Origin of the sequence: Amycolatopsis sp. cg13 (assembly GCF_041346965.1) — a bacterium.
In the GTDB taxonomy this organism is placed as follows: domain Bacteria; phylum Actinomycetota; class Actinomycetes; order Mycobacteriales; family Pseudonocardiaceae; genus Amycolatopsis.
On record NZ_CP166848.1, the window covers coordinates 2,074,194 to 2,100,543 of the forward strand.

Annotated in this window: 35 protein-coding genes; 18 read left to right on the plus strand and 17 right to left on the minus strand. The window is 70.5% G+C overall.

Annotated elements, in window-relative coordinates:
• Window positions 1–19 precede the first annotated feature (19 nt).
• From AB5I40_RS09145 to AB5I40_RS09165, 5 genes are all read right to left on the minus strand, one after another.
• On the minus strand, window positions 20–739 hold the full coding sequence (locus tag AB5I40_RS09145) for an SDR family NAD(P)-dependent oxidoreductase (RefSeq protein WP_370938008.1): 720 nt from the start codon (window positions 737–739) through the stop codon (window positions 20–22).
• The gene (locus tag AB5I40_RS09150; RefSeq protein WP_370938009.1) at window positions 739–1,398 is read right to left on the minus strand and encodes a VC0807 family protein; all 660 of its coding nucleotides are present in this window, start codon (window positions 1,396–1,398) and stop codon (window positions 739–741) included. Before AB5I40_RS09150 ends, AB5I40_RS09145 begins: the two co-directional genes overlap by 1 nt.
• Window positions 1,399–1,422: 24 nt before the next feature.
• Window positions 1,423–2,019 carry a TetR/AcrR family transcriptional regulator gene (locus tag AB5I40_RS09155; RefSeq protein WP_370938010.1) on the minus strand — a complete coding sequence of 199 codons (597 nt, stop codon included), beginning with the start codon at window positions 2,017–2,019 and terminating at the stop codon, window positions 1,423–1,425.
• A 98-nt stretch (window positions 2,020–2,117) separates the two neighbouring features.
• A complete protein-coding gene (locus tag AB5I40_RS09160; protein ID WP_370938011.1) occupies window positions 2,118–3,521 on the minus strand; it encodes a CoA transferase in 1,404 nt (467 codons plus the stop codon).
• A gap of 11 nt (window positions 3,522–3,532) precedes the next feature.
• Window positions 3,533–4,525 carry an MDR family oxidoreductase gene (locus AB5I40_RS09165; RefSeq protein ID WP_370938012.1) on the minus strand — a complete coding sequence of 331 codons (993 nt, stop codon included), beginning with the start codon at window positions 4,523–4,525 and terminating at the stop codon, window positions 3,533–3,535.
• A 91-nt stretch (window positions 4,526–4,616) separates the two neighbouring features.
• On the opposite strand from AB5I40_RS09165, the gene AB5I40_RS09170 reads away from it, so the two are divergent.
• Entirely contained in the window at window positions 4,617–5,471 is an 855-nt protein-coding gene (locus AB5I40_RS09170; RefSeq protein WP_370938013.1) for a LysR family transcriptional regulator, read from the plus strand.
• Here the strand turns inward: AB5I40_RS09170 and AB5I40_RS09175 are convergent.
• Complete coding sequence (locus AB5I40_RS09175; protein WP_370938014.1) at window positions 5,456–5,797, minus strand: winged helix-turn-helix transcriptional regulator; 342 nt, start codon at window positions 5,795–5,797, stop codon at window positions 5,456–5,458. The genes AB5I40_RS09170 and AB5I40_RS09175 overlap by 16 nt on opposite strands.
• A 131-nt stretch (window positions 5,798–5,928) precedes the next feature.
• Here AB5I40_RS09175 and AB5I40_RS09180 point away from each other — a divergent pair, with 131 nt between their 5' ends.
• Window positions 5,929–6,648 carry an alpha/beta fold hydrolase gene (locus tag AB5I40_RS09180; protein ID WP_370938015.1) on the plus strand — a complete coding sequence of 240 codons (720 nt, stop codon included), beginning with the start codon at window positions 5,929–5,931 and terminating at the stop codon, window positions 6,646–6,648.
• Between the two features lie 106 nt (window positions 6,649–6,754).
• Here AB5I40_RS09180 and AB5I40_RS09185 read toward each other — a convergent pair whose 3' ends face one another.
• A complete protein-coding gene (locus AB5I40_RS09185) occupies window positions 6,755–7,333 on the minus strand; it encodes a TetR/AcrR family transcriptional regulator (RefSeq protein WP_370938016.1) in 579 nt (192 codons plus the stop codon).
• Window positions 7,334–7,424: 91 nt separating this feature from the next.
• Between AB5I40_RS09185 and AB5I40_RS09190 the strand changes: the two genes are divergently transcribed.
• The 4 genes from AB5I40_RS09190 to AB5I40_RS09205 all read left to right on the plus strand — a co-directional run bounded on the left by AB5I40_RS09190 (window position 7,425) and on the right by AB5I40_RS09205 (window position 10,646).
• Window positions 7,425–8,105, plus strand: coding sequence for a nitroreductase (locus AB5I40_RS09190; RefSeq protein WP_370938017.1), 681 nt, complete (start codon window positions 7,425–7,427; stop codon window positions 8,103–8,105).
• Window positions 8,106–8,259: 154 nt separating this feature from the next.
• Window positions 8,260–9,372, plus strand: coding sequence for a glutamate--cysteine ligase (locus AB5I40_RS09195; protein WP_370938018.1), 1,113 nt, complete (start codon window positions 8,260–8,262; stop codon window positions 9,370–9,372).
• 15 nt (window positions 9,373–9,387) lie between these two features.
• Window positions 9,388–9,669: a hypothetical protein gene (locus AB5I40_RS09200; RefSeq protein ID WP_370938019.1), complete on the plus strand. Its 282-nt coding sequence runs from the start codon at window positions 9,388–9,390 to the stop codon at window positions 9,667–9,669.
• A complete protein-coding gene (locus tag AB5I40_RS09205; protein WP_370938020.1) occupies window positions 9,666–10,646 on the plus strand; it encodes an iron-containing redox enzyme family protein in 981 nt (326 codons plus the stop codon). Before AB5I40_RS09200 ends, AB5I40_RS09205 begins: the two co-directional genes overlap by 4 nt.
• 47 nt (window positions 10,647–10,693) lie before the next feature.
• On the opposite strand, the gene AB5I40_RS09210 is transcribed toward AB5I40_RS09205, so the two are convergent.
• The 3 genes from AB5I40_RS09210 to AB5I40_RS09220 all read right to left on the minus strand — a co-directional run bounded on the left by AB5I40_RS09210 (window position 10,694) and on the right by AB5I40_RS09220 (window position 11,878).
• Window positions 10,694–10,891, minus strand: a complete 198-nt coding sequence (locus AB5I40_RS09210) for a CDGSH iron-sulfur domain-containing protein (RefSeq protein WP_370938021.1) — start codon at window positions 10,889–10,891, stop codon at window positions 10,694–10,696.
• On the minus strand, window positions 10,878–11,561 hold the full coding sequence (locus AB5I40_RS09215) for a methyltransferase (RefSeq protein ID WP_370938022.1): 684 nt from the start codon (window positions 11,559–11,561) through the stop codon (window positions 10,878–10,880). The genes AB5I40_RS09210 and AB5I40_RS09215 overlap by 14 nt, the downstream gene beginning before the upstream one ends.
• 83 nt (window positions 11,562–11,644) lie before the next feature.
• Window positions 11,645–11,878: a DUF2188 domain-containing protein gene (locus AB5I40_RS09220; RefSeq protein WP_370938023.1), complete on the minus strand. Its 234-nt coding sequence runs from the start codon at window positions 11,876–11,878 to the stop codon at window positions 11,645–11,647.
• 109 nt (window positions 11,879–11,987) lie between these two features.
• Between AB5I40_RS09220 and AB5I40_RS09225 the strand changes: the two genes are divergently transcribed.
• Complete coding sequence (locus AB5I40_RS09225) at window positions 11,988–12,116, plus strand: hypothetical protein (RefSeq protein WP_268744698.1); 129 nt, start codon at window positions 11,988–11,990, stop codon at window positions 12,114–12,116.
• Window positions 12,117–12,125: 9 nt separating this feature from the next.
• On the opposite strand, the gene AB5I40_RS09230 is transcribed toward AB5I40_RS09225, so the two are convergent.
• Window positions 12,126–12,581: an ATP-binding protein gene (locus AB5I40_RS09230; RefSeq protein WP_370938024.1), complete on the minus strand. Its 456-nt coding sequence runs from the start codon at window positions 12,579–12,581 to the stop codon at window positions 12,126–12,128.
• 230 nt (window positions 12,582–12,811) lie between these two features.
• Here AB5I40_RS09230 and AB5I40_RS09235 point away from each other — a divergent pair, with 230 nt between their 5' ends.
• Window positions 12,812–14,038 (plus strand): PP2C family protein-serine/threonine phosphatase, encoded by a 1,227-nt coding sequence (locus AB5I40_RS09235; RefSeq protein ID WP_370938025.1) that lies wholly within the window; start codon window positions 12,812–12,814, stop codon window positions 14,036–14,038.
• Here AB5I40_RS09235 and AB5I40_RS09240 read toward each other — a convergent pair whose 3' ends face one another.
• Window positions 14,039–14,410 (minus strand): STAS domain-containing protein, encoded by a 372-nt coding sequence (locus tag AB5I40_RS09240; RefSeq protein ID WP_370938026.1) that lies wholly within the window; start codon window positions 14,408–14,410, stop codon window positions 14,039–14,041.
• A 361-nt stretch (window positions 14,411–14,771) separates the two neighbouring features.
• Window positions 14,772–15,383, minus strand: a complete 612-nt coding sequence (locus AB5I40_RS09245) for an HSP18 transcriptional regulator (RefSeq protein WP_370938027.1) — start codon at window positions 15,381–15,383, stop codon at window positions 14,772–14,774.
• 292 nt (window positions 15,384–15,675) lie between these two features.
• On the opposite strand from AB5I40_RS09245, the gene AB5I40_RS09250 reads away from it, so the two are divergent.
• From AB5I40_RS09250 to AB5I40_RS09260, 3 genes are all read left to right on the plus strand, one after another.
• A complete protein-coding gene (locus AB5I40_RS09250) occupies window positions 15,676–16,101 on the plus strand; it encodes a DUF6292 family protein (protein ID WP_370940481.1) in 426 nt (141 codons plus the stop codon).
• 80 nt (window positions 16,102–16,181) lie between these two features.
• On the plus strand, window positions 16,182–16,487 hold the full coding sequence (locus AB5I40_RS09255) for an SRPBCC family protein (RefSeq protein WP_370938028.1): 306 nt from the start codon (window positions 16,182–16,184) through the stop codon (window positions 16,485–16,487).
• 113 nt (window positions 16,488–16,600) lie between these two features.
• On the plus strand, window positions 16,601–16,984 hold the full coding sequence (locus AB5I40_RS09260) for a DUF2267 domain-containing protein (RefSeq protein ID WP_370938029.1): 384 nt from the start codon (window positions 16,601–16,603) through the stop codon (window positions 16,982–16,984).
• Between the two features lie 186 nt (window positions 16,985–17,170).
• Here AB5I40_RS09260 and AB5I40_RS09265 read toward each other — a convergent pair whose 3' ends face one another.
• A complete protein-coding gene (locus AB5I40_RS09265; RefSeq protein WP_370938030.1) occupies window positions 17,171–17,965 on the minus strand; it encodes an MBL fold metallo-hydrolase in 795 nt (264 codons plus the stop codon).
• Window positions 17,966–18,126: 161 nt separating this feature from the next.
• On the opposite strand from AB5I40_RS09265, the gene AB5I40_RS09270 reads away from it, so the two are divergent.
• Entirely contained in the window at window positions 18,127–18,723 is a 597-nt protein-coding gene (locus AB5I40_RS09270; RefSeq protein ID WP_370938031.1) for a class I SAM-dependent methyltransferase, read from the plus strand.
• 17 nt (window positions 18,724–18,740) lie between these two features.
• Window positions 18,741–19,205, plus strand: a complete 465-nt coding sequence (locus tag AB5I40_RS09275; protein WP_370938032.1) for a DinB family protein — start codon at window positions 18,741–18,743, stop codon at window positions 19,203–19,205.
• Window positions 19,206–19,362: 157 nt separating this feature from the next.
• Here the strand turns inward: AB5I40_RS09275 and AB5I40_RS09280 are convergent, their stop codons facing one another.
• Window positions 19,363–20,298 (minus strand): bile acid:sodium symporter, encoded by a 936-nt coding sequence (locus tag AB5I40_RS09280; RefSeq protein WP_370940482.1) that lies wholly within the window; start codon window positions 20,296–20,298, stop codon window positions 19,363–19,365.
• A gap of 151 nt (window positions 20,299–20,449) precedes the next feature.
• Window positions 20,450–20,989, minus strand: a complete 540-nt coding sequence (locus tag AB5I40_RS09285) for a TetR family transcriptional regulator (protein ID WP_370938033.1) — start codon at window positions 20,987–20,989, stop codon at window positions 20,450–20,452.
• A 48-nt stretch (window positions 20,990–21,037) separates the two neighbouring features.
• On the opposite strand from AB5I40_RS09285, the gene bioB reads away from it, so the two are divergent.
• The 3 genes from bioB to AB5I40_RS09300 all read left to right on the plus strand — a co-directional run bounded on the left by bioB (window position 21,038) and on the right by AB5I40_RS09300 (window position 23,703).
• Window positions 21,038–22,096, plus strand: coding sequence for a biotin synthase BioB (gene bioB / locus AB5I40_RS09290; protein WP_370938034.1), 1,059 nt, complete (start codon window positions 21,038–21,040; stop codon window positions 22,094–22,096).
• Window positions 22,097–22,101: 5 nt separating this feature from the next.
• Window positions 22,102–23,238, plus strand: coding sequence for an 8-amino-7-oxononanoate synthase (locus AB5I40_RS09295; RefSeq protein WP_370940483.1), 1,137 nt, complete (start codon window positions 22,102–22,104; stop codon window positions 23,236–23,238).
• Window positions 23,239–23,355: 117 nt separating this feature from the next.
• Window positions 23,356–23,703, plus strand: coding sequence for a hypothetical protein (locus AB5I40_RS09300; RefSeq protein WP_370938035.1), 348 nt, complete (start codon window positions 23,356–23,358; stop codon window positions 23,701–23,703).
• A gap of 63 nt (window positions 23,704–23,766) precedes the next feature.
• Here AB5I40_RS09300 and AB5I40_RS09305 read toward each other — a convergent pair whose 3' ends face one another.
• Window positions 23,767–24,249: a DoxX family protein gene (locus AB5I40_RS09305; RefSeq protein ID WP_370938036.1), complete on the minus strand. Its 483-nt coding sequence runs from the start codon at window positions 24,247–24,249 to the stop codon at window positions 23,767–23,769.
• A 161-nt stretch (window positions 24,250–24,410) separates the two neighbouring features.
• On the opposite strand from AB5I40_RS09305, the gene AB5I40_RS09310 reads away from it, so the two are divergent.
• Both AB5I40_RS09310 and AB5I40_RS09315 read left to right on the plus strand, forming a co-directional pair.
• Window positions 24,411–24,950, plus strand: coding sequence for a hypothetical protein (locus AB5I40_RS09310; protein WP_370938037.1), 540 nt, complete (start codon window positions 24,411–24,413; stop codon window positions 24,948–24,950).
• Window positions 24,951–25,093: 143 nt separating this feature from the next.
• On the plus strand, window positions 25,094–26,296 hold the full coding sequence (locus AB5I40_RS09315; protein ID WP_370938038.1) for an NAD(P)/FAD-dependent oxidoreductase: 1,203 nt from the start codon (window positions 25,094–25,096) through the stop codon (window positions 26,294–26,296).
• Window positions 26,297–26,350: the final 54 nt, after the last annotated feature.

Sequence of the window (26,350 nt, forward strand, 5' to 3'; positions counted from 1 at the left end):
AGCAACCCGGAGACCGGGCTCAGCCCGCGAGCGCTATTTCCGGGACCGGCACCAGGCCCGCCGGGCGGCCGGCCTGCACCACCCACGCGCCCCCGGTGCCGCCGTCGGCCAGGATCGTCTCGACCGCCGTCGCGGCTTCGGCGGGGTCGGCGATCCCGAGCCCGGCTTTCTCCAGCACCGGGCGGAATCCCGCGATGATCGGCGTGTCCACCAGGCCGGGGCAGAGGGCGTTGATCCGGATGCCGTCCGCGGCCAGGTGCGGCGCGGCCGACCGGACCAGGCCGACCAAGGCGTACTTGCCGGTCGCGTAGAACAGGTCCGGCGAGCCGGTGAGCCCGGCCAAACTCGCCGTCACGACGACCGATCCCCCGCCTTGGCCGCGCAACTGCGGCAGGCAAGCGTGCAGGCCGTACACGACACCGTCCACATTGGTCCGCATAGTGTCCCGGTAGGACAGTTCGGTGAAATCAGCCAGGCCGCACCGGCCGGGCACTCCGGCGTTGAGCAGCACGACATCCAACCGCCCGAACTCCTCCACCGCGGTGCGCACCGCTCGCTCGTTGTCCGCCAGCGATCCGACATCGGCGGCAACGAACCGGCCGTCCAGTTCAGCGGCGACCGCAGCACCCCGTTCCTCGTCTCGATCGACGAGCACGACCCGGATCCCCTGGGCGGCGAACCGGCGAGCCGCGGCGGCGCCGATTCCGCTGCCGCCTCCGGTGATCAAGGCTACGCGCATCACGCCTCCGCCAAGGGAAGGATGCGCACGCCGTCCAGCCGAAGTCCGTTGCGCCGCAAGAAAGACCTGCCGTAGAGACGTTGGACGACGACGAGGGTCAGCAGGGTGACCACGAGGAGTCCGTCGTCCAAGACCGGCACGATGTCGACCGGCAACAGCAGCGCGACGGCCACTCGGATCGCGGCGTCGGCCAGGCAGGCGATGCCCCAGATCAGGCTGATCCGCCACAGCAACTGCCGGAACGGCGGAAAGTCGTCCCAGTTCCGTTCCCACACGCGCTGTTTTTCTTCGTCGAACACGACACGGGCGGCTTCGTACAAGAATGGGCGGCGGAAGAACAGGGTCGCGAGCAAGAAAAAGCCAAGTGCGACGGTCAGCACGGCACCGCGCAACAGGAGCGCGCGAGGGCTCCCCGTGACGAACGAACCGGCGACTGTCACCGCCATGGTCCCGAGGACGAACAGCCGCACTCCGGAGATCCGCCGCTCGGCGATGAGACCGCGAACAGCGCCGACAGCCGGGATGACGCTCCCCGCCAGCAGCGCCACGAACTGGTCCACCCCCAGCCAGCGCAGGCCGTAGAAGAGGACGAGCGGTGCCAGGAGCTCCAGGAGCGGAAGCCGCCTCAGACTGCCGCGCACGTCGGGTTTGCCGGTCATCATGATTCCCCCAAACATGACGAGTTACTGTTTCCGGGTAGCGAAAGCGAAGGTGGCGACGACTTCGCGCGAATAGGCGTCGAAATCGAATTCCGGTTCCTCGCGCAGGCGCTGCGCGGCACCGTCGACCGCGGCGCGGATCATGATCGCCATCGAACGGACGTCGAAGTCCCGGAACTCGCCGCTGGACTGGCCTTGCGCCAGCAGGGTTTCCAGGCTTTGCACGCTGACCTCTTGCGCGCGGGTCGAGGTGTAGGCCTCCCCCTCGTCGGCGCGCAGGTGCCTGCCGATCTCGGTCAGCGCCGCGACCTCTTTCGGATGCTCGCGCAGGAAGCGCAGGTTGGCCTCCAGGTAAGCGCGGAGCTTGCCCTGATCGGTCTCCGCGGCCTCGGTGTGCTCGTAGATGTACCGAGCGCCGGCGGTGAAGACTTCGACGGCGATCTGGCGGATCAGGTCGTTCTTGTCGGCGAAGTGGTACGAGATCATCCGCGGGCTGCGCAGCCCGGCTCGCTTGGTGATCTGCGCGAAGGACGCCTTGGCGTAGCCGAGTTCCGCGATCGCGTCGATCGCGGCTTGCACGATCTGCGCGCGCCGCGCCTGGTTGGTGAATGTCCGGTCCATCGCCTCACCTGCTGTTTTATCTGACTGAATCAAAACTACCACGGCCAGATCAATCACACCAGGAGGCCGGACCGCGAGCGCGCGGTCCGGCAGGCAGGTCACCACTCCGGCCGCGAACTCCCCAGCCGAGGGGTCGTCCCAGCCCAGTGCGGCGGGGTCTCGCTCATCCGGATCACCGGACCGAGGCTCTTCAGATCGCCGTAAATCGTGTCGTCATCCGAAACCGCGTACCGCTCGAATTCCGCCGGGGAAAGACGGCCCGGCGCATCCGCGTAATCCGTCAGCAACCCCTGCCGCTGCAACAACATCGACGACTGGCACAGCGAAACCTGCACATGATACGAACCGCCTTCCCGAGCCCGCCGGGCCAAAGCCAGCATCGCGCCGTAGCTCCCGAGGAAGCCGGTCAGGAAATCGCACAGGTACACCGGAGTCAACTGTGGACGGTCGCCGCCCTGGATCACGCACGCACCGGTCACGGCTTGGGCGACCTGGTCCCATCCGGCGCGCATTCCGAACGGGCCGCCGGAGCCGAAGCAGTTCACGGTCACGTAGACGATTCCCGGACGCAGCGCCGCGACATCCTCGGGGCCGAACCCGTGGGCGGACATCCGGCCTGGGCGGTAGCCTTCGACGAACACATCCGCGGTGCTGGCCAAGGACCGCAATCGGGCTGCATCGTCCACTGTGGAGTAATCGAGGTACGTGCTTCGCTTGCCGTGACTGGTATCCCGGACGAACGGCGCGACTTGCGGTAGGTGCGGAGCGGTCACCATCAGCACGTTCGCGCCGTGTTCGGCCAGGCTCAGCGCGGCAGTCGGGCCGGCCAGGATCCGGGTCAGGTCCAGGACTCGGACGCCAGAAAGAGGCGAAGTGCCGCCGTCGGGCAGCGGAGATGGGGCGCCGTCGGCGATTTTGGTGATCTCGACAACCGGGCGCGAGGCCAGGTAGGAGCCGTGCGGGTGCGATCGCCATTCGTCCGGCGTCCGGACCACTCCGCCGCACGCGCCGGCGGCGGCGATGGCGTCCTCGATGTCATCTGCCTTCCACTTGGCGACCGCGGCGGCGACGGAGGACGGCGTCGGCTCGCAGTCGAGGACGTCCAGGACCCGGCGTTCCAGGTGCGGCAGGTTGAAATGCGGCAGAAACCAGCGTCCGTCAGCGGTCGGCCAGGGCTGGGTGAGCGCGACCATGTGCTCGACGGCGGGCGAAAGCGGCGCGGGACGATACGAACCGTCCGCGGCACGGATGAGTGTCATGTCTTCGCCGCCGAGAGCGGTGGCCGCGGCGGCGCGGACGTCGACGCCGATCTTCTGCCGACGTCCGGTGCGCAGTTCCCACAGGTCGTTCGCGGCGACCGCGCGGGCGGCGAGTGCGTCGGCGAGGGTTTCGCCGATCCGGAACGGCGACGCGAAAAGCGGGTCCGCGCCGGTGATCGTGACCTCGTCGGCTGCCGGGCGCGGGCGGTCGCGCAAGGTCATCAGTTCGTCGAAGGCGGGCATTTTCTTTCCTTTCAGGCCGAAGCGACGTCGACCACGATGCGGCCGGTACCAGCACCGGCCAGGAGCGAAGCGGCGGCGTCCTTCGCCGCGGAGAGCGGGACGACACGCGTCACGGAGTCCAGGAGCGCCGGGTCGAGCAGTTGAGCCAGCCGCTGCCAGGCGGCCTCGCGGCGGAGCGGCGGCGTGCGGACGGAGTCGATCCCGAGCAAGGAGACGCCGCGCAGGATGAACGGCAGGACGTTGCCGGAATACTCGGTGCCACCGGCGAGTCCGCAGGTCGTCGCGACGCCCGAATGCTGCAGCCCCGCCAGCGCACCGGCGAGGACCGGACCGCCGACCGCGTCGAGCACGCCTGCCCAGCGCTGTTTGCCGAGTGGCTTGCCGGAAGACGTGAGTTCGGCGCGGTCGAGGACCCGCGCGGCACCTAGCGCGGTGAGCTGCCCCGACAGTTCGGAAGGACGGCCAGTGGCGGCGATGACCTCGTATCGAGCGGCCGCCAGCAGCGCTACCGCGATCGAGCCGACGCCGCCGCCCGCGCCGGTGACCAGGATCGGCCCGGTTTCCGGGGCCAGGCCGTGGCGTTCCAGAGCGAGCAGGCTCAGCGCCGCGGTGAATCCAGCGGTGCCGATAGCCGCCGCGCGGAGCGGGCCCAGTTCCGTGGGAACCCGGACGAGGTCGTCGCCGTTGACCGCGGCGAGGCCAGCCAGACCGCCGTGCAGGTCTTCGCCGAGACCCGCACCGTTCAGCGTGACCAGGTCTCCCGGCTGCCAACGAGGATGCCGGGACGCGAGCACCTCGCCGGTCAGGTCGATCCCGGCGATCAGCGGGTGTCGCCGGATCACGCCGGGACGGCCGTGCAGCGCGAGCGCGTCTTTGTAGTTGATGCTGGAGTAGCGCACGCGGACGGTGGTGTCGAGGTCGTCCAGCATGGCGGGGTCGAGTTGCTCGAGCGTCACACCGTCGCGCACGATCCAGCCGGGGAAGGCGGTCATCTCCTGGTCCATGCTTCCCACGCTAGAAATCCCGAACCTGGCAGGGAAATGCCTGTCACAGCGACGCCATGCGCGGCGGGCATAGCTGGGTAGGCTGCCGGGCATGGAGGTCGAACTGCGGCATCTGCGCGCGTTCGTGACGGTCGCGACGTGCGGCACGTTCACGGCCGCGAGCCGCGAACTGCTGATCACCCAGCCGGCGCTCACGCGGACGATCCAGCAGCTCGAGGAATCGGTCGGAACGCGGCTGCTGGAACGCACCCCACACGGTGTCGAACCGACCGAAGCAGGCGGCGAACTGCTCGGCCGGCTACGCGTCGTGCTGCGCGATCTCGACACCGCACTCGCCGCGGCGGGCGGAAATGCCGGGCTGCGGATCGGGTTCCAGTGGGCGCTGCCGGATCCGTGGGCGAGCGATCTGCTGTCCGCTTTCGAGACCGCGACCGGCGCGACCGCCACTCTCCTGCGCCGCGACGACATCGTGGCCGCGCTGCATTCCGGCGACGTCGACGCGGCGTTGGTGCGCGGGGACGTCGACGCGTCCGGGATCAGCGGGACGTTGCTGTTCGAGGAAGACCGGCTGGCCGCCGTCGCCGCTGGTTCGGAACTGGCGGCGCGCGCGGAGCTGGATTGGGCGGAGCTGGCCGCGCATCCGGTGGTGGTGAACACGGTCAGCGGCGCGACCAGTCCGCTCGACTGGCCGCCGGAAACCCGGCCCGCGCAGGTGATCCAGTGCGGCAGCTACGACGAATGGCTCACGATCATCGCGTCCGGCCGGGCCGTTGGGTCGACCACCACCTCCGCCGCCGAGGCGCACACTCACGCGCGCGTCGCACACCTCCCGCTGCGGAACGCACCCCGCGTGCCACTGCGCTTGCTGTGGCCGACGCGCCGGTCAAGCGATCCGTTGCTGCGCCGGTTCAGCGAATTGGCGCATTCCGTTCAGCGAGCGTCGTAGTCCGCACGGGCCTTTTCGATCTTCGCCAGATGCTCGACGCTCCATTCCAGCAACGGAGCGGTCGCTTCCCGCAGGGTCCGGCCCATCGCGGTCAGCTCGTAGGAAACGTGCGGCGGCATGACATTGCGGACAGTCCGGGTGAGGATCCCGTCGCGTTCCAAATCCCGCAGCGTGACGGTGAGCATCCGCTGGCTGATTCCTTCGATTTCCCTTTTGAGCTCAGTGAACCGGCGCGGGCCGTCGCGCAGCATGCGGACGATCAGCAACGCCCATTTGTCGCCCACGATCTCCAGGACCACTCGGGTCCGGCACACGTTGTCGGCCATGGTTACCTCCGGAGAACCGGGGCACTAATTAGTGCCTTATTGCCCGCCGCCGCGCGGGCGGTCACGATGGTTACCGAACAGTACCGGGTTACTTCTGGTAACCGCTAATCTCGTGAACGAGGAACCTGACGATGACGACGTTTCTGCTGGTCCACGGCGCTTGGCACAGCGGCCGGGCGTGGGACCGGGTGGTCCCGCTGCTGGAATCGGCCGGGCACCGGGTGCTCGCGCCGTCGCTGACCGGCTACGGCGACAAGAAGCACCTGCTCAGCCCGGAAACCGGCCTCGACACCCATGTCCAGGACGTCGTCGACCTGCTCCGCACCGAGGAAGACGTGGTACTGGTCGGCCACAGCTACGCCGGGCTGGTCATCTCCTCTGCCGCCAACGAGCTGCCGGACCGGGTCGCCGAACTGGTCTACCTCGACGCGATGGTCCCCGAAGACGGCGAAACCGCGGTCGACGTCCAGCCGATCAGCCAACGCCTCATCGACCTCGCCGCACAGCACGGCGACGGCTGGCGCGTCCCGCCGCTGCCGGAGCAGCCCGCGCCGTTCGGCCTGTTCGGCGTCACCGATCCGGCCGACGTCGCCTGGCTGCGCGAAATGCTCTCCGACCAGCCGGTCCGCTGCCTGCAACAGCCAGTGCGGCTCGACAACCCGGCCGCGCGCGCGATCCCGCGGACGCACATCCACTGCGTCGGCGCGACCCCGGAAGGCATCACCCGCCGCCCGGTCCCGGCGATTCAGCCGAACGGGACGCCGTCGCAGGTGTGGGAGCTGCCGACCGGACACGACTGCATGATCACGATGCCGGTGGAGGTGAGCGAACTGCTGCTGAAGCTCGCCTAGCCCGGGGCCGCTCCGCTTCAGACGTACGTGAGGGGAACCCTGAGGGAATCTGATTCCCTCAGGGTTCCCCTCACGTACGGAGCGACGGGCCGAGGCGAAGCCGGCGCTAGCCACTCACGAGTGCCCGCTCCAGCAACACCTCGGCAGCCGCTCGCGCATGGCGGCCGTAACCCGGATCGCCGAGCACCATCGCCCGGCTAGCCGCTCCGTCAGCCAGCGTGACCAACTGCTCGGCAAGCGCACCAGGATCGGTCGCCCCCAACTCCGCGACCAGATCCGTAACCAGCCGGAGCATCAGCAGTTTCTGCTCCCGCACATAGGCGTGCACCGCGCTGGACGGGTCGGGGTACTCCGCCGCCGCGTCCACGAACAGGCAGCCGCGCACCGGCTCGGACTTCGGCAGCTCGAACATCGCCAGAAGCCGTTGCCGCGGCGGGAGATCCGCGCGGGCGAGCACGTCGTGCAGGGTGTCGCCGGAGCGGACGAGGTCTTGCAGATAGGCGACGACCAGATCGTCCTTGACCGGGAAATGCAGGTACAGCGTCCGTTTCGACACCGGAGCCGCGGCCGCGACCTGTTCCATCGTCGTGCCGGTGATGCCGTGGCGGGCGAACAGGTCCGCGGCGGCGGCCAGCACGCGTTCGCGTCCGCCGCGACCGGCCCGGCGGGTCTTCTCCTCGACCATGCGGCTAAGTGTACAGAAACGTTTACTTAAGCCGCCGGAGCCTGCTACCGTGCTTAGGTATACGAGATCGTTTACCTAAGGAGTCCTCCTGATGCCCGCCACCGAACTCGCCGACGCCGCCGCGACCCTCATCCGCGGGCGGCGCGCGACCCGGTCGTTCCGGCCCGATCCCGTTCCGGACAGCACCCTCCGCGAGATTTTCGACCTCGCCGCCGCGGCGCCGTCCAATTCCAACGCTCAGCCGTGGCAGGTGGAGGTCGTCAGCGGAGCGAAGCGGGATCAGCTCGCCGACGCGCTGGTCGCCGCGCACGAGGAAGGTCGCCGGTCGGTCGATTTCCCCTACAGCGAAGCGATTTACGAAGCCGTCCATCAGGAGCGCCGGGCAGCGGCGGGCGGCGCGTTGTACGGAGCGCTGCAGATCGGCTTCGACGACCACCAAGCGCGTGCCGCCTACGACGCCGAAAGCCTGCGCTTCTACGGCGCCCCGCACGTCGCGCTGCTGTTCGCGCCGGACACCGCCGAAGCCCGGCTCGCGGCGGACGTCGGGATGTACGGCCAGACCCTGCTGCTGGCCATGCAGGCGCACGGGGTTTCCAGCTGCCCGCAAGGATTGCTGAGCTTCTACGCGGACACGGTCCGGGAAACGCTCGGCCTCGACGGCGGGAAACTGCTGTTCGGGATCTCGTTCGGGTACGCCGATCGCGCCGCGCCGGTCAACCGGTTCGCCGTCGGGCGGGCCCCGCTGGCCGAGACGACGCGGTTCCACGACTGACCCGCTCTCGGACCTCCAGCCTGGCCGCGCGCCGCGGCTCCCGACGGTCCCGGTCGACATCCGGATCGGCGCCGGATACCCGCCGGGCAGTGTCTGAAATGGACTGCCGGATTGCCTCGCGCCCGCCTGGGTACTCCGGGCCGGGGAGGTTCCGATGGACGTACCGACACTCGGTGTCGAGGAAGAATTCCTGCTCGCCGACCCGGACGACGGCCGCCCGATGCCCGCCGCGGACGAGGTACTCGGCACCGTCGGGCGGCTCGCGGACGGCGCGGCCGTGCACCGCGAACTGCGGGCGACCCAGGTGGAACACGCCACCGGCGTCTGCACGGCCGCGGCGCAACTGCGCGACCAGCTGTGCCGCGGCCGTCTCGCGCTGTCCCGCGCCGCGACCGACGCCGGCTGCGCGCTCCTGGCGACGGGCAGCCCCGTCGGTGCCCTCCGCTCCCCTGCCGAGCCGTTGCCGCCGGACCGGTACGCGCGAATCGACGCGCACTACGGCGATCTGGCCGCTGATTACGAGGCTTGCGGTTGCCATGTGCACGTCGGAGTCCCGGACGCGGACACCGCGGTAGCCGTCGTGAATCACCTCGCGCAGTGGCTCCCGGCGTTGCTCGCGCTGTCGGCGAACTCCCCGTTCGACCGCGGTCGCGACACCGGGCTGCACAGCTGGAGAATGGCTCAACAGAGCCGTTTCCCCGGCTCCGGGCTCACGCCGCCCGCGAGTTCGCACGCCGAGCACGTGCGCCGCGTCGATTCGCTGGTGGCCTGCGGGGCTTTGGTGGATCGCGAGCAGACGTTCTGGCTGGCTTGGCCTTCGCCGCGGTACCCGACAGTGGAGTTGCGGGTCGCCGATGTGCCGCTGACCGTCGAAGGCGCGCTCCTCCAAGCGGTCCTGTCGCGTGCGCTCGTCGCTACCGCGCTGGCTGACCTCGACAAAGGCGTCCAGGCGCCCGAGATCGATCCGCAGATCGGCGCGGCAGCGGTGTGGGCGGCAACGCGACACGGCCTCACCGGTGCCCTCGTCGATCCGGTCCGCGCGAGACCGCTGCCCGCGGCCGACGTACTCGCCGACCTGCTCCGCCACGTCAGCCCCGCCCTCCGCGCCACCGGAGACGAAGAACTCGCCCACCGACTCGTCCGCACCGCACTCCGCGACGGCACCGGCTCAACCGCGCAACGCAAAGCCGGACCCGACCGAGTCGTCGCGATGCTCACCGAACGCACCGTCCCACGCGTGAGGCAGCGTCAGGCAGGTCCGCCATAGCCGAGCAAATCCGGCTTGGCGACGCGACACGGTCTCACCGGTGCCCTCGTCGATCCGGTCCGCGCGAGACCGCTGCCCGCCGCCGACGTTCTCGCCGACCTGCTCGGCCACATCAGGCCCGCCCTCCGCGCGGCGGGCGACCAGGAACTCACCCACAGCCTCATCCGCACCACACTCCGCGACGGCACCGGCTCAACCGCACAACGCAAAGCCGGACCCGACCGAGTCGTCGCGATGCTCACCGAACGCACCGTCCCACGCGTGAGGCGGCGTCAGGCGGGTACCCGGGGACGATGACGACCTCCCTCACCGCACTGCCGACTGCTCGCGGGCCGGTTTCCGCCGCGTTGCTGGAGATTCTGCGCGAGCCTGGCAGCCAGCCCGCCGTCGATCTGCGGGACGCGGATCCGTTCGGCGACGATCTCCACCTCGCCCTGCATCTCTGTTACGAACTGCACTACCGCGGGCTGCCGGGCATCGACGCGGAGCGCGAATGGGACACCGCACTGCTGCGAATCCGGGCAGAGCTGGAAAACACGTTCCGCTCCGCCCTGCGCGAAGCGGTTCCCGGCGGCTCCGACGCGAGCGCCGAACTCGACGCGCTGCTCACCGAACACGACGCCGACGGCGCGGTCGCTTTCCTGCTGGCCGAAGGCGAATGGTGGCACATCAGAGAGTTGTTCGCGCACCGTTCGATCTACCATCTCAAGGAAGCCGACCCGCACGCCTGGGTCATCCCGCGGCTGTCCGGCCCGGCGAAGGCGGGACTGGTGGCGGTCGAGTTCGACGAGTTCGGCGGCGGGCACGCGGACCGGGTGCACGCCAAGCTGTTCGCCGACCTGCTCGCGGCGGCCGGCCTGCCCGACGGGTACCTGGCGTTGCTCGAACACGTTCCCGGGCCGATGCTCGCGCTGGTCAACATGATGTCGATGTTCGGCCTGCACCGGGCGTCGCGCGGGTCACTGGTCGGGCACTTCGCCGCCGCGGAGATCACCACCGCCCCGGGCGCGCAGCGGATGGACCGGATCCTGCGCCGCCTCGACGCGCCGGCGGCCTGCCGGTTCTTCTACACCGAACACATCGAGGCCGACGCGGTGCACGAGCAGGTCATGCGGCACGAGGTCGTGGGCGGACTGCTGGCCGCGGAACCGGAACTGGCGGCGGACGTCGTGTTCGGCATCCAGGCCACCGGATTCCTGGAGGCGCAACTGGACCAGCATCTGCTCGGCTGCTGGCAGGCCGGGCTGTCGTCGCTGCGCCAGCCGCTCCCCTGACCGCACAGAGGCCTGGTCGCGAACCCGCGCGACCAGGCCTCAGCGAGTCAGCCGCCACCCCGGACCCGCTTCCGATGACTGGTGTCGCACCACGGAAACCGCTTGCTCCGCCGGCAAGCGCACACCGCGACGACGAACCGGTCCGACCGCACCGTTCGTCCGTCCGAAGTGGACACCTCGACCGGTCCCTCCACCAGGACCGGCCCGCCCGGCACCACCCGGACCCGGCGTTCATCGCGCGGCACGGAGCACCACCAGTTCCTCCGCGCGGTCGCCGGGCCGCAGGAATCCGCGTTCGACGAGGTAGTCCAGCCGCCCGGACACCACCGGCCCGAACGGCACCTCCGCCCGCGCCAGCACCTCGCTGCGCAAGCCGCCCGCCGCCAGCGCGAACCGGGTCTTGTCCACATCGGACATCGTCGACTGCACCAGGTAGAGCGCGCCGGCGCGGGTCAGCAGCGAAGGAGCGGCCGCGCACAACGGGTCCAGCATCGCGCGTCCGTCCGGCCCGGCGTCCCACGCGCGAGTCGAGCGAACCGTCGGCGTCGGCGAAGGCACGTAGGGAGGATTGGCGACCACGACGTCGTACGGTCCGGCCTCGGCTGCCTCCCGCAGCCCGCCGCGAAGCAGGCCGATCGGCAGCGCCCGCAGCACGGTGTTCATCCACGCGGAAGCCAAGGCCCGCCTCGAAATGTCCGCCGCGACGACCGCGGCGCCCGTCCGGGCCAGAGCGATCGCCAGCGCGCCGCTGCCGGTTCCCAAGTCCGCGCAGCGCATCCCGCATCCGATGCTCGAATCAGCCGCCAGCACGTCGGCGAGCAACGCGGTGTCTTCTTGCGGACGGTAAACCCCGGGCAGGCGGAATACTCTGCCCAGCGGCCGGGCCTCCGCTTCAGTGCGCACAGACGTGGTCATGGCGGTCCTCCATCTCGGTCGGTCCGCCGGGATACCCCCGTCCGTTCAGGACAAACAGCGTTTTCCGCCGCACCGCGCCAAAATCACGCCACGCCGGTCGCGCGGCGGTAGGAGCGCTGCTCGACGATCTCGCCGTCGCCGCTTGCCCGGGGTTCTCCGTGGACGAAGTGGCCGACCCCGCGCGCCTGCGCCATTTCCCGGCCGACCGACACCGCGTCGCCGCGCCGCGCCGCGGTGTTCGCGACCCGGCGGACGCCCTCGATCCGGTTCTTCCACAGCCTGCCCTCGCGACACGTGTGAATGTCCCCTTCGGCCATCCCGCCGCTCCTTCCGTCTCGCCCGCCGGATACCCGATGCGAGCGCGGACAACCGGGTTGCCCGCGCCGCCGCCCGGGTATCCGAGCGGCGAACGAAGGGAGCAAAACCATGACCGAACCACGCGAATCCGACGACGTCTACGGCGACACCCCCGAAGAGGAACGCGAGACTATCCGCGGCGAACAGGGCACCTCCGGCGACGAACACGACGACTCCGACCCGCAGCAGGGCCGGTGAATCCCGCCGTCAGCGGGACGGCTCGCAGGCCTCCCGCGCCGGCACCCCGCAGCCGAGCCGGGCCCAGACCGTCTTGCCGCCGGAATGCTCGTGCACGCCCCAGTCGTCGGCGAGCCGGTCGACGAGCAGCATCCCCCGCCCGCGCGCCCGTTCGAAGTCGGGCGGGCGGACCTGCGGGCGGCCGGGCTCCGGATCGTCCACTTCGATCACCACGACGCACGGCCGGGACAGGACCGTCAATCTCGCACAGGACGGCCCCGAGGTGTGCTCGTAGGCGTTGGAGGCGAGTTCTTCGATCACCATCAAGACGTCGGCGAGGTGCTCCGGCGACAGGTGCCCCAGCGACTTGCCCGCCCAGGCGCGCACGCGCGGCAGCGCCGCGACGCCGGTGCCGCGCAGATCCAGCACCCAGGGCTCGTCGTCCTGGCCGGTCAACGCCGGACCCTCTTCCGCTGGCCGGGACAAAGAGCCCCCTCTCCCGCCGACGGCGCGACGGGGCGCGGGGACCTGCCCGTGCCGGAAAACGCCGCCGCGTTTCGCCGCCCCTCGCCGCAGCCGCTTGACATCACGTGGGGAAGTCCCTTTCTCGTTCTCGACTTCGCCGGTGCCCAATCGGGCGTACCCGGACAGGGCCGACTTCACACCTGCCGCCGCACATCTCTGGACCTCGGAGCCGGTTCGGTTACTGTCGCTGCATGCCGCCTCACGCGCCGGAGCCCGAATCGCGCACTCGCCTCGCCGAAATCCTCGGCGCCGGGGCGAGCAACGCCGACCTCGGCGAGGAGCTCACGAAGATCCTCGCCCGGGCTTGCGCCGTGCTCGACGTCGACACCGCGACCGTGCTGCGGCACGACGCCCGCTGGGCCCGCCTCGTCGCCGTCGCGGCCGCCGGGCTCGAGGAGGAGGTCTACCAGGGCGTCCAGGTGCCGGTGGGCGCGGGGTTCGCCGGAGCCGTCGCCGCGCGCCGGGAGCCGGTCGTCATCGACCGCATCGACAAGACCACGGTGCTCAACGCACTGCTGTCCGAACGCGGCCTGCACACCATGCTCGGCGTGCCGATGCTCGCGGGCACCGAACTGGTCGGCGTGCTGCACATCGGAGCCGTGCGGGAGCGCAGGTTCACCACCGACGACATCGAAACCTTGCGGCTGCTCGCCGACCGGCTCGCCGCTGTGCTGCAGGCGGAGATCATGCACCAGAACCAGGCCGCGACCATCGCCCTGCAGCGCAGCCTGCTGCCCGGCGTCCTGCCCGTCATCGACGGCCTGCGCCTCGCCGCCCGCTACGTGCCGGGCGCGGAGGCCGGGCTCGGCGGAGACTGGTACGACATCTTCCGTCTTCCCGGCGGCCAGACCGGCATCGTGATGGGCGACGTGTCCGGGCACGGCCTCGAAGCCGCTGTCATCATGGGACGGCTCCGCAGCGCACTGCGCGCGTACGCGCTCGACTGCGACGATCCCGCCCAAGTTCTCGCCAAACTGGACCGCAAAGCGAACCACTTCGAACACGGCGTGATGGCGACGGTCGCGTACGGCATTCTCAGACCCGGTCACGAAAGCATCGCGCTGTCGCTCGCCGGGCACCTGCCGCCGGTCGTGGCGTCGCCGGGCAAACCGGCCGAACTCGTGGCGGCTCCGCCGGATCCGCCCGTCGGCCTGACTGTCGGGGCCACCGTCGAGCGGCGCACCACGGTCGTCGAGCTGCCGCCCGGAGCCGTCGCCGCCTTCTACACCGACGGGCTCGTCGAGCGGCGCGACCGGCTCGTCGACACCGGCATGGACCAGCTGACCGAACTGGTCCGGCCGGAGGACCCGGAACGGGCCTGCGCCCGGATCATGGCCGCCATGGTGGGGTCCCGGCCCCCGCAGGACGACGTCGCACTCGTCGTGCTTCACCGCGCCGCAGGGGCCGGAACGCCCTGATCACTTCGCGGCCAGCGCCTCTTCGAGCGTGGGGTACAGCGGCAGGCTCTGCTCCAGCCCGGTCAACTGGATCGGCCGCAGGGTCGCCCGGCCGGACGCGACGATCCGCACCTCGGTGCCCGCCGGAGCCTCCCGGCACGCGGCCAGCAGCACGGTCAGCCCGGCCGAGGCGAGGAAATCGACCTCTGTCAGGTCCAGCACCAGCACCGGGGGCTTCCCGGTGGCGGTTTCGGCGACCGCGGCCGTCAATTGCGGGGCGGTCCCGAGGTCCAGGTCCCCGCGCAGGGCCAGCACCGCCGCGGGAGCGCGGTCGGCCCGGTCGATCGACAGCGAACCCGGCGGGTCGATCACCGGGTCGGTCAGCTCGTTCATCGCTCTTTCCCTCCTCAGGAAGCCCGGAACGCCTGCGTCCGGGCAGGAAAAGTACGCGGCTGGCTGCTCAACCGCGAATAGCATGCCTTACGACGGCACCGCGCACGAATGCCGTCGCCGGAAATGATCTCGGATCCCCGGGGGAACCGGCAGCGCGGGGCGCCCTGGATGCGACGTTCGGCTCATTGCGGGCGACCGCGGCACCTGGTTCCGGGCAGTGCGCTCGCCGGCCTGATTGCCGGGGACGTCCGATTCCGGCGGGTTGCGGCGCTGTCCGGCCTCGCCCCGCCGCAACCGGCACCCATGCTTGCCGACCTGATCGGCCAGCGCGGCGTGCTGCGCCGGTCGAGGCGCGCCCGGCTCACTGCGCGCGTCCGCGTCGCTGCCCGGCCGCGTTCTGGCGCACCCGGTCCGTGTGCTCGCCGACTTCGCCGACCCGGTCCGCCAGCGCGGCGTGCCGCGATTCGAGGTGCGCGCGGACGTCCGCCAGCGGCAGCAGAAGGTTCGTGACGTCGTCCTCGCCCAGCGCGACGCCGAGCCGGTCGGCGCTTTCCTGTCCCGCGGGGTCCAAATCCGGCGCGGAGCTGACCTCGGCGGCGAGACGCCGCAGCACCGCCGCGTTGCGCCGCGCCCAGTCCGCCACCGCCCGGTCTCCCGCGCGGCGGTCCCGTTCGGCGTGGACGCGGGCCTCGCCGGTGGTCTCCCCGGTCGCCGAAGGCCGAAGCCGCAGGTACCGGCGTTCGGCGGCCTGTCTGCTCGCCACGCCCAGCGCCGGGGCCAGCGCGGCCCAGCTCGCGCCCGACTCCCGCGCGGCCGCGATCAGTTCCGGCTCCCACTCGCCGAGCTGGTCGCGCAGCGCCCGCAAGGCGGACAGCGCGGCCATCGAACGTTCGGCGGGCGCGCCGCCGTCCCGGGCGGCCAGCACCGTCTCGCGGACGCCCTCGACCAGCAGGGCGGGATCCACTTCCGCCATCGCGTCATCCTCTCGACGACTCGGCAGTTGTCATCGTTTCGACGACATGCTAGAAGAAGAGAGCGCCCCTGTCGAACGGTGGAGGTGACTCCGGATGACCGGCCGGTCGCGCGGACCGATTCGCCGCGCTTCCCAGGTTTCCCAGGCCCCTTCACCGGGAATCAGGTCCGGACCGCCCGCCAGGGCGCGTTCCGGCGGTCAGCCGGAGAACCCCACGCGGTCCCTCGCGCGGAACAGGCCACCCCTGCTCCGCGCCAGCCCTTCGCGCGAGAAAGGCGTTGTCCCCGTGTCCATGCCGCTGCACACCGCCCAGACCAGCCCGTCGCACCCCGCGCTGGTGCGATTGTGGAACTACCTCGCCGACGTCACCGGCACCCTGGGCATCGGCCTCGAGTCCTGCACGGTCGACCACGACACCCCGGTGTCGGCCTACGTCGCCCTCGACGGCCACCTGCCCGCCTACCCCGGCCGCGACGTCGCCCTGCTGTGGGACGAGATCCACGGCTGGGCCGCCGCCGTCGAAACGCATTCCGGCGAGGACCTCATCGTCATCCGCTACCTGGGCGGGCCGTCGGTCGCCCCGCCCGCGTCCCGCGTCGCCGAGTTCGCGGCCGCGGTGCGCGACGACGACCACCGGATCGGCTGTCTCGCGCCGCCGGAACTCCGGACCCTGGGCACCCCGGCCGATCTCGACGCCGTCCTGAGCACCGTGGTGTGACCTGCCCGCCGGCCACGGCCCGCGACCGTCCACTATGGACTCTCTCGTTTCGCGGCGCCGCGGAACGGGTAGCCGAGATCATGACCGAGTTCGAAGCCGAGCGGCGGATGCCCGCGCCGGCGGAACACGTGTACGCCGTCGCCGCTGATGCCGCGCACCTGAACGATTGGCTGCCGGAGCCGGCCGCCGCGCCCCCGGCCGGGCACGGCGACCGGCTCCGGCTGGAATGGAGCGGCGGCTGGCTCCAGGTCGCGTCCGGTGCGGCGGGCACGAGCCACGCGACCCTGCACCTGTCGGTTCCGGCCGGTCAGCGCGGCGGCGACGTGCCCGCGCGCCTGCGCGACTCCCTCGACCGGCTCGCCGTTTTGTCCGGCTCGCCCGGCTAAGCTCGGCTATGAGTCCACAATGGACCGCGACCGGTTCGTTTTCCGGCGCATGGAACAGGAACGCCACCCCGCGAGGCGGATCGGCTACTCTGCGCCAAGGAGTTGATGGTCCCATGCTGGTGCGGAAGGAAATTCTGCCGGGGCCTCGCCGAAACAGCACGGAACGGAACCGGCTCGCGATCGACTGCGTCGTCGACAGCCTGCTGCGATGTCTTCCTCTGGCCGAGCAATCCCGGCTGGGCATCGTCGTGCCGAGCCGGGGCCGCACGTGCGACCGGGAGGCCCTCCTGATGGAGATCTCGTTGCGTACCAGGCGTTCCCCGCACGCGGCGAGATGCCTGGTCCGCGCGGTCTACTCGGCACTCGGGCAAACCTCGCCGGAACTCGCTTCCCGGGTGCGCGCCGGGGTGAGCCCGGATGTGCTGGTCCTGCTGGGCGGGACGCGGCAGCCGTGCACGTGGTCCCGGGAAACGCCGCCCCGGCGCGACGGCGGGTGACCGGGCGGCGTACGGCGAGGGCATTTCCCTTTAAGCCCCGGTGAACTGCCGGATCTGCTCGGCGCCAGGGCAAACCTCGCCTCCCGTGCGCGCGGGTTCTACCCAGCGGAACGCGACAGCCTTGCACACAGCCGAGGGAAACCACAGCGACGGCTGACAACCCGGCGGCCCCGAGCGCATTTCCGTTCAAACCCAAGCGAACTGCCGGATCCCATCGGCGCTGATCAGCCGCCCGAAGGCCAATTCCGGAAAGTGCGCGGGAGCGAAAACATCGCCGGACGCTTCGAGTTCGGCCGCGAGCCGCTGTCGCATCGCGGTCGCCGCGGCGCGGTCCACATCGAACATGCCTTCCCATTCCGGGTCGGTCAGTTCGGCCACCGTGTGCAGGACGTCGCCGAGCAGCAAGGCGCGTTCACCGGCGTCGCTGACCACGAACACCGTCGATCCGGGCGTGTGGCCGGGCGCGGGGCGCGCGATCAGCCCGGGCGCCAGTTCGGTTTCTTCGTCGAAGGTTTCGACCTGGCCGGTGATCGGCGCGAACGTCTGCCGCACAGCAGGATCCGCGGTGTCGCCGGTCGTGAAGTATGCCCAATCGGCGGCGTGCATGCGGAATGTCGCGCGGGGGAAGACGGCTTCGTCGCGCACGGTCGACCAGCCGACGTGGTCGACGTGCAGATGAGTGAAGACCACATCGGTGACGTCCTCGGGCGCGACCCCGGCACGGCGCAGGTTGTCGAGGAGGCCGCCGGTGGCGAAGCCGTCGTGCTCGAAGCCCGGCCCGGTCCCGGCGTCGACCAGCACCGTCCGCTCGCCCAGCGGGAGGAGGAAGGAGCCGACGTCCATCCGGATCCGGCCGTCGGCGGACACCGGCTGATGGCGGCATTCCCATCGCGCGCCCCGGGCGTGGACCACCGTGCCGGCCAGCGGCAGCCGGGCGATGCCGTCGAGGACCGGGACGATGTCGATGGCGCCGATTTTCATGACAGCTCCTCGTTTTCCGGCCGTTCGCGTCCGACAGTACCGGCGAAACGATCTTGCCCGGCGCTGTCCAGCAGGTGGGAATTGCCGTTCCGGCAAGATCGCTCGCCCTCCGGATGCGGCTCCGGCGACCCTGGACGCACCCCGACCCGAGGAGCCGACCGATGACCACCGACGCGACCCTGTTCTGGGACGAAGTCCACGCCGCCCGGCCGCCCGCGGACCCGCGGCCGAACGCCCGGCTGGTCGAGTGCGTCGCCGACCTCCCGCCTGGCGATGCACTCGACCTGGGCTGCGGCAACGGCGGCGACGCACGCTGGCTCGCCGCCCGCGGCTGGAACGTGACCGCCACCGACATCTCGGCCGTCGCGGTCAACCGCCTTTCCGGCGCGCGGATCACCGCCGTGCGGCACGACCTGCGGGTCAGCTTCCCGCCCGGCGACTTCGACCTCGTGACGGCGCACTACCTGCAGACCCCTTTCGAACTGGACCGGGCCACGGTCCTGCGCACCGCCGCGCACGCCCTGCGCCCAGGCGGCCGGTTGCTGATCGTGGACCACGGTTCGAGCGCGCCGTGGTCGTGGAACCAGGACCCGGACGCGCATTTCCCCGGCCCCGCGGAAATCGCCGCGGACCTCGCCCTCGATCCGGCCGGGTGGACCGTCGAACGCGCCGGCTCCCCCGCCCGCGTCGCGACCGGACCGGACGGCCAGACCGCCGAGGTCGTCGACCATGTCCTGCTCATCCGCCGCGCTGACTGATCCCAAGGAGAACCCCTGTGCCTCGCCGCCGCGACACCCCGCCGCCCCGCACCGGAAGCAGCGAAACCGAAGTCCTGCGCGGATTTCTCGACTATCTCCGCACTTCGGTCGCCGCTAAGGTCGACGGCGCGCCGAACCCCGAGGCCCACGCGGCCGCGGTTCCGTCCGGGACGAATCTGCTCGGACTGCTCAATCATCTGACTTTCGTGGAACGGTCCGTGTTTCTCGGCGAAACAGTGACAAACTGGCCGTCGACCTTCCGTACCAAGGACAACGTCGCCGACGTCGTCACTCGCTACCGGGAAACAGTGAAGCGCGCCAACGAACTTCTCGACGGTTGCCCGGATCCAGCCGCCCCGATGCTAGGCCGCGACGGCCCGAGCGTCCGCTGGGCGCTCACCCACATGATCGAGGAAACCGCCCGGCACGCCGGCCACGCCGACATCCTCCGCGAACTAATCGACGGCTCCACCGGCCGCTGAACCCCTCCCCCCCAAACTCGACCACCATGCGGGATCGCGCCGACGTTTGGGGGCTGCCCGGCGTGATAGGCCGAAGGCCCGTCACGCCGGGCAGCCCCCAAACGTCGGCATAAAAGCGATCCCGCCCGCGACGACGAAGTCGGCGCCAAAAACACAGCTAGCGCGATAACCGAGGCACCAACCGCACGTAACACACCATTCCGACCACCTCGACCAACGTCTGCGCCACCACCGCGACCGGCGCGACCGCGAACCCGTCCGGCAGCGCCAGCGCCAGCGGGAGCACCACCAGCGAGTTCCGCGTAGCCCCGGTGAAGACGATCGCCCGTCCGGCCGGAACGTCCAACCGGAACAGCCGCGCGACACCGAGTCCGGCGAACGCCATCACCACCAGGAACACCACGTAGAACGGCACCACCGACGCGACCGGGCCGAGTCCGCCGTGGAGCTTGGGGGTTTGCGACGCGACGACCGTCACCAGCGTCGCGGCCATCAGCGGCACCATGGCGGTCCCGGCCGCGTCGGCGAACCGGCGGCCGGCCTCGTGCCGGGCTGCCCAGGCTTGGGTGAGCCAGGCCAGCGCCAGCGGGAGGACGATCAGCACGAGGAACGCTTCGAGGAACGGCTCGACCCGCACGGTTTGCGCCAGGTCCGCGCCCAGGAAGAGGAACAAGAACCCGGGCAGCAGGACCATCTGGGCGAGCAGCAGCAACGGCGTCGCGGCCAGCAGACGGCGGCTGCTGCCTCCGGCCAGGCCGCTGAAGACGATCACGTAGTCGACGCACGGGGCCAGCAGCACGAGCAGCATGCCCAGCCGCAGCGCCTGCCCGGCTGGGAAGAAGACGAACATCGCCGCGACGACCAGCGGCACGACGACGAAGTTGACCGTCAGCGCGGCGCCGAGGAACCGGCCGTCGCGCAGGGAACGGCCCAGTTCGGCGGCGGGCACCTGCAGGAACGTGACGTACAACAGTGCCGCCAGCACGGGGTTGATCGCCGGTTCCAGAACCGGTCCGGCCGCCGGGGCCAGCCAGCCGGCCAACGCACCGACGGCGAGCGCGCCGAGGTAAACGACGACCTGGTGCCGTTCCATCCGCGACACCAGGCCGGACGATGGCGACAACGGGGCGCTCCTCCACGAATGCCGGGTACCGGACCAGCGTAGTCCCTTGACGCACTTCAGAATGTCGACGACGGGCTTCAGCAACTCACCCGGTCCGAAGAGGACTTTCGGGGTGCGGTTCTCACGACAGTCCGCTCAGGATCGCGTCGATCCCGAACCCGAACGCCTCGTCCGAATCCCCGCTGTGCGCCGGATCCTCCTCGACAATCCCCGCACGCACCAGCTCCGCGTGGTTCTGCTCCTCCGAGACGAAGCCGAGTACATAATGGACAACCGTCCGCGCCGCCCACTCCGCGCGCCGCTCGTCGAACTTCCCGGTGAACAGCTTGCGCAGCGCGTGCGTGGGCACCAGCAGATCCGGCCGGTAGGCCTGCACGAACGACACCACCTCGGCGCCGTCGCGGACTTGCAGCAACGCCGAGCGGAAGCCCTCAGCCGCGTCGCGCGGGTCCTTCGCCACCCCTGGCAGGCCCTTCAGGATCCGCGCGGCGACGACGGCGAGCAGCTCCTGTTTGTTGGCGACGTGGTAGTACAGCGCGCCCGGCTGAACCCCCAGGTCGAGGGCCACCCGCCGCATCGACAGGCTGCTCAGCCCCGCCTCCCGCAGCAGCTCGTACGCCCGGTCGACGATCTGGTCTCGCGTCACCTTCACCCCTCTCATTCTGCCTGCCGCTTGCTTCCGGCCGAGCGGCCGCCTAGGATTTGATAGGTGTTCAAAACCTTCGACGACCTGGCCGACCGGCAGCTGGCCGGCGGCGTACTCGACCGAACTGACGCCCGCGCGGTGCTGGAATGCCCGGACGAGGACGTGCTCGGCCTGGTCGCGGCGGCCGGGCGGCTGCGGCGCGCGCACTTCGGCAACCGGGTCAAGGTCAACTACCTCGTCAACCTGAAATCGGGCCTGTGCCCCGAGGACTGCGGGTACTGCTCGCAGCGGCTCGGGTCGTCCGCGCAGATCCTCAAGTACTCGTGGCTGTCCGCCGAGGAAACGGCGCGCCAGGCGAGCGCGGGCGTCCAGGGCGGCGCGTCGCGGGTGTGCCTGGTCGCGAGCGGGCGCGGGCCGAGCGACCGCGACGTCGACCGCGTGGCCCAGGCCGTCGAGGCGGTGAAGTCCGCGCACGCCGACGTGGAGGTGTGCGCGTGCCTCGGGCTGCTCAAGGACGGCCAGGCCGAGAAGCTGCGCGAAGCCGGCGTCGACGCCTACAACCACAACCTCAACACGAGCGAGTCGCGGTACTCCGAGATCTGCACGACGCACGGATACGACGACCGCGTCGACACCGTCGAGAAGGCCAAGTCCGCCGGGCTTTCCGCGTGCTCCGGCCTGATCGTCGGCATGGGCGAGACCGACGACGAGCTCATCGACGCGATCTTCGCGCTGCGCGACATCGACAGCGATTCGATCCCGGTCAACTTCCTGATGCCGTTCGAGGGCACGCCGCTCGCCGGGACCTGGGAGCTGAACCCGCTGCGCGCGCTTCGCATCCTCGCGCTGGCGCGATTCGCTTGCCCGGCAAAGGAAGTCCGGATGGCCGGCGGTCGCGAGATGCACCTGCGGTCGCTGCAGCCGATCGCGCTGCACGTGGTGAACTCGCTGTTCCTCGGCGACTACCTCACCAGCGAGGGCCAGGCCGCGAAGGCCGACCTGGAGATGATCGCCGACGCCGGATTCGAGGTCCTCGGCGCGGGCGAACAGCAGCAGGCCGAGCACTCCGCCCCGTCCCTGCGGGAACGCGGCGCGGGCACCGCCGCCGCGCCCAACGCGTGACCGCCATGGTGTCGATGCACGACTGGCTGACCTCCGCCGAACGGGACCGGCACGTCGCCGGTCTCGTCCGGCGGACCGATGATCGACGGCATCCTCAAGCGTCCACAGTGGACCTCGCGTCGAACGATTATCTGAGTCTCAGCACCGATCCGCGACTAAGTGCGGCCGCCGTCCAAGCCGTCGAGAAGTACGGCGTGGGCGCGGGCGCGTCGCGAGTCGTCACCGGCACCACGCCGTGTCACACGGAACTGGAACGCGAACTGTCCGACCTCACCGGGCAACCGGCGGCGCTCGGATTTTCCAGCGGCTACACGGCGAACATCGGCGTCATCACCGCGCTCGGCTCGCCGGACACGCTGCTGATCACCGACGCGCACATCCACGCGTCGCTGATCGACGGCGCGCGGCTCTCCCGCTCCCCCGTCGCGATCTGCCCGCACGGCGATCTGGACGCGCTCGCGCAGCTGCTGCGCGACCGGTGCCAGGATCGGGCGATCGTGGTGGTCGAGTCGATCTATTCGGTGCTCGGCGACGCGACGGATCTTGTTCGCACCGCGGCATTGTGCGCTGAATACGACGCGTTCCTGGTGGTGGACGAAGCGCACGGCATCGGTGTCGCGGGCAACGGCCGGGGTGCGGTGCACGCGGCCGGTCTCGCGGGCGCGCCGCACGTCGCGGTCACCGCCACCTTGTCGAAGGCCTTGGGCGCACAGGGCGGCGCGGTGCTGGGATCGCCGCTGCTGCGCGAACATCTGGTCAACACCGCGCGGACGTTCATCTTCGACACCGGCCTCGCCCCCGCTGCTGCCGCGAGCGCGGCGGAAGCGTGCCGGATCATCGCGGCCGAGCCTTCGCGGGTCGAGGATCTGCATCGCGCTGCCGTCGCGATCGCCGACGCCGCAGGGGTTTCGCGGGCTCCTGGTGCGGTGCAGTCGATTCCCGCGGACTCGCCGGAGCAGGCTGTCGCCGCCGCGAACCTGCTGTACGAACGGGACATCGTCGTCGGCTGCTTCCGCCCGCCCAGCGTCCCGGACGGCATCTCCCGGCTCCGGCTGGTCGCGCGCGCCGGGGTTGACTTGGATCGTGCGCAGGAGGCTGCACGGCTTGCTGCCCAGTGGTCGCGCGCCGCGAGCACCGTCTGACCGGCTCCCCCGCGCTCAGGGAACGGATCTAGGACGAATCTAGGACGGCGGCTCTTAGCTTCGGTCTCCCGCGACGGCCCAGATACGGGCCGTCGCACACATCCTCAGGGGAGACACATGAAGCTTTCCCGAAAACTCGCAACCGGAGCCATCCTCGCCACCGTCGGCGTCCTCGCTGCGACGACCCCGGCCGACGCCAAGGTCGTGAACTCCTCGTGCAACCTCTCGAGCGTCGTCCGGGTCTATTTCGGCAACTCCGGCCACTCCTACTGCTACGTCTGGGACGGTGACCGGAGCTCCGCCGAAGGCTGGATGGACCTCCCGGGCGTCTATGCGGTGCACTCGGACAGCTACGAGGGCTACTTGCGGGACAACCAAGGACACACCCACCCCTTCTACCGCGGCGCGACCAGCGACAGCTTTGGCACGGTGTGGGCGACCGGGATCTTCTTCACCGGCAACTGAGGTGAACGAAGGCGCGCGTTCGGCGGATCGCAACCGGCCGAACGCGCGCCTTTCGCACCCGCCCTAGTCGCGCGCTCCGGAATTAGCCGGAACCGTGCCGCTCGCCACGACACCCAGCGGTCGCGCGCCGCGAGCCTCGTCCGGCCCCTTCCGGAACAACGCGTCAACCGCGAGCGCACCCGGCCCGGTGAAGGCCAGCAACAAGAAGGCCCAGCAGAACATCGCCGCGGGCTCGCCGTGGTTCTGCAGCGGCAGCAACCCGTCCGGCTGGTGGACGACGAAGTACGCGTACGCCATCGAGCCCGACGCGACCAGCGCCGCGATCCGGGTGCCCACCCCGAAGGCCACCAAGAGGCCGCCCGCCAACTGGATCACCGCCGCGTACCAGGACGGCCACATGCCGGCGGCGACGGTTCCGCCCTTCGGGCCGCCGCCGAAAATCCCGAACAGCGCCGCCGCGCCGTGGGCCGCGAAGAGCAGGCCTACGACGATGCGGAACAGGCCGAGCACGAACGGGACGGCCCGGTCGAGCACACGCTCTGGCATGGGTCCTCCTCGGAGAGTGACTAAGGTAAGGCTTGCCATACCGTACGTGCCGGGGTTCCTCCCGTCCAGACGCTGTGACGCTCGCCAAATCGGACTGAACCGTTCCGGCGCCAGCCGCGTGTCGAGGGAAGAGCGTCACCCACGCACGGCTGGAGGCTGGGATGAAGGTCAAAATTCGGGCAACTCCAAGAACTTTCGGACTAGCTGCCGCACTGGCCGCGGCGGGCTTGTTCGCTGCGGCGTGCGGTGGCGGCACTTACAGCGGCGCCAACGGGAGCAGCGGGACCACGGCCGCACCGCCCGCGGCGCCGACGCATTTGACCGACAGCAACGGCGACACGATCTACCTGTTCGCCGCGGACCACGACGGCCAGTCCGTCTGCACCGCGAGCTGCGCGAGCTACTGGCCCCCGGTCAAGGCGGGCACCCAGCTCACCGGACCCGCCCAGGGCAGCCTCGGCTCGATCACCCGGCAGGACGGGTCCAAGCAGGAAACGCTCGGCGGACATCCGCTGTACCGCTACAGCGGCGACCACTCCCCTGGCCAGACCAACGGCCAGGGCCTGAACCTCAGCGGCGGGCTGTGGTGGATGGTCTCGCCGGGCGGCACCGCGATCACCAATGCGGCCGCACCCAGCACCGCGCCGTCGGGCACCGGCGGGTACAGCGGGGGCGGCTACACCGGCGGCGGGTACGGCTGAGCAGCGAGGTAACACCCTTCTGGGTAGGCGCTGTCTCATTTGGGTACCTCTGATCAGGGGAACTTGACCGCGCTCCCGAATAAGACCAAACTTCGCTAGTGATATAAGTACTCCCGTCGTCCCCGCATCGAAGGAGTTCGTCAGTGACCTCGTCGTTCGTCATCATCGGAGCCGGGCTGGCCGGAGCCAAGGCCGCGGAAGCGTTGCGCGACAAGGGTTTCGACGGGAAGATCACCATCGTCGGCGACGAGCGGCACCTGCCCTACGAGCGGCCGCCGCTGTCGAAGGACTACCTCGCGGGCAACGCGGAGGCCGAGAGCTTCCAGGTGCACGACGCCGCGTGGTACGCCGAGAAGAACGTCGAGCTGCGCCAGGGCGTCAAGGCGACGGCGATCGCGCGGGACGAGAAGCAGGTGACCCTCGACGACGGCACCAGCCTCGGCTACGACAAGCTCCTGCTGGCCACCGGCGCGAGCCCGCGCGTGCTGCCGGACACCGCGGGGATCCACTACCTGCGCCGGATCGAGGACTCCGACCGGCTCCGCGAACTGTTCGGCACCGCAGCCAAGCTGGTGGTCGTCGGCGGCGGCTGGATCGGCCTCGAAGCGACCGCCGCCGCGCGCCAGGCCGGAGTGGAGGTCACCGTCGTCGAGGCGCTCGACCTGCCGCTGATCACCGCGCTGGGCCCGGAGGTCGCGCCGGTGTTCGCCGACCTGCACCGCGCGCACGGCGTCGACCTGCGGCTCGGCGTCCAGGTCGAGCACATCTCCAACGGCGGCCAGGGCAAGCGGATCCGCCTCGGCGACGGCAGCGTCCTCGAAGCGGACGCCGTGCTCGCCGGGATCGGTGCCAAGCCGAACGTCGAACTGGCCGAGGCGGCCGGCCTCCGCGTCGACAACGGCGTGGTGACCGACGCGAGCCTGCGCACGAGCGACCCGGACATCTTCGCCGCGGGCGACGTCGCGAACGCCTACCACCCGTTCCTGGGCAAGCACCTGCGCGTCGAGCACTGGGCGAACGCGCTCAACCAGCCCGCCGTGGCCGCGGCCGGAATGCTCGGCAAGGAGGAGTCGTACGACGAATTGCCGTACTTCTTCACCGACCAGTACGACCTCGGCATGGAATACCTCGGCACCATCGAGGGCCACGACCGCGTCGTCTTCCGCGGCGACGTGGCCGGGCGCGAGTTCATCGCCTTCTGGCTCAAGGAAAACCGCGTGCTGGCCGGGATGAACGTCAACGTCTGGGACGTCACGGATCCGATCAAGGCGCTCATCCGCTCCGGCAAGGCAGTGGACCCGGAGCGGCTGGCCGACCCCGAGGTTCCGCTGGAGGACCTCGCCTGATTTCGGAGCCAGCGGGCCGCTCCGTTTCCGGGACGGCCCGCTAGGCTTTTCGCC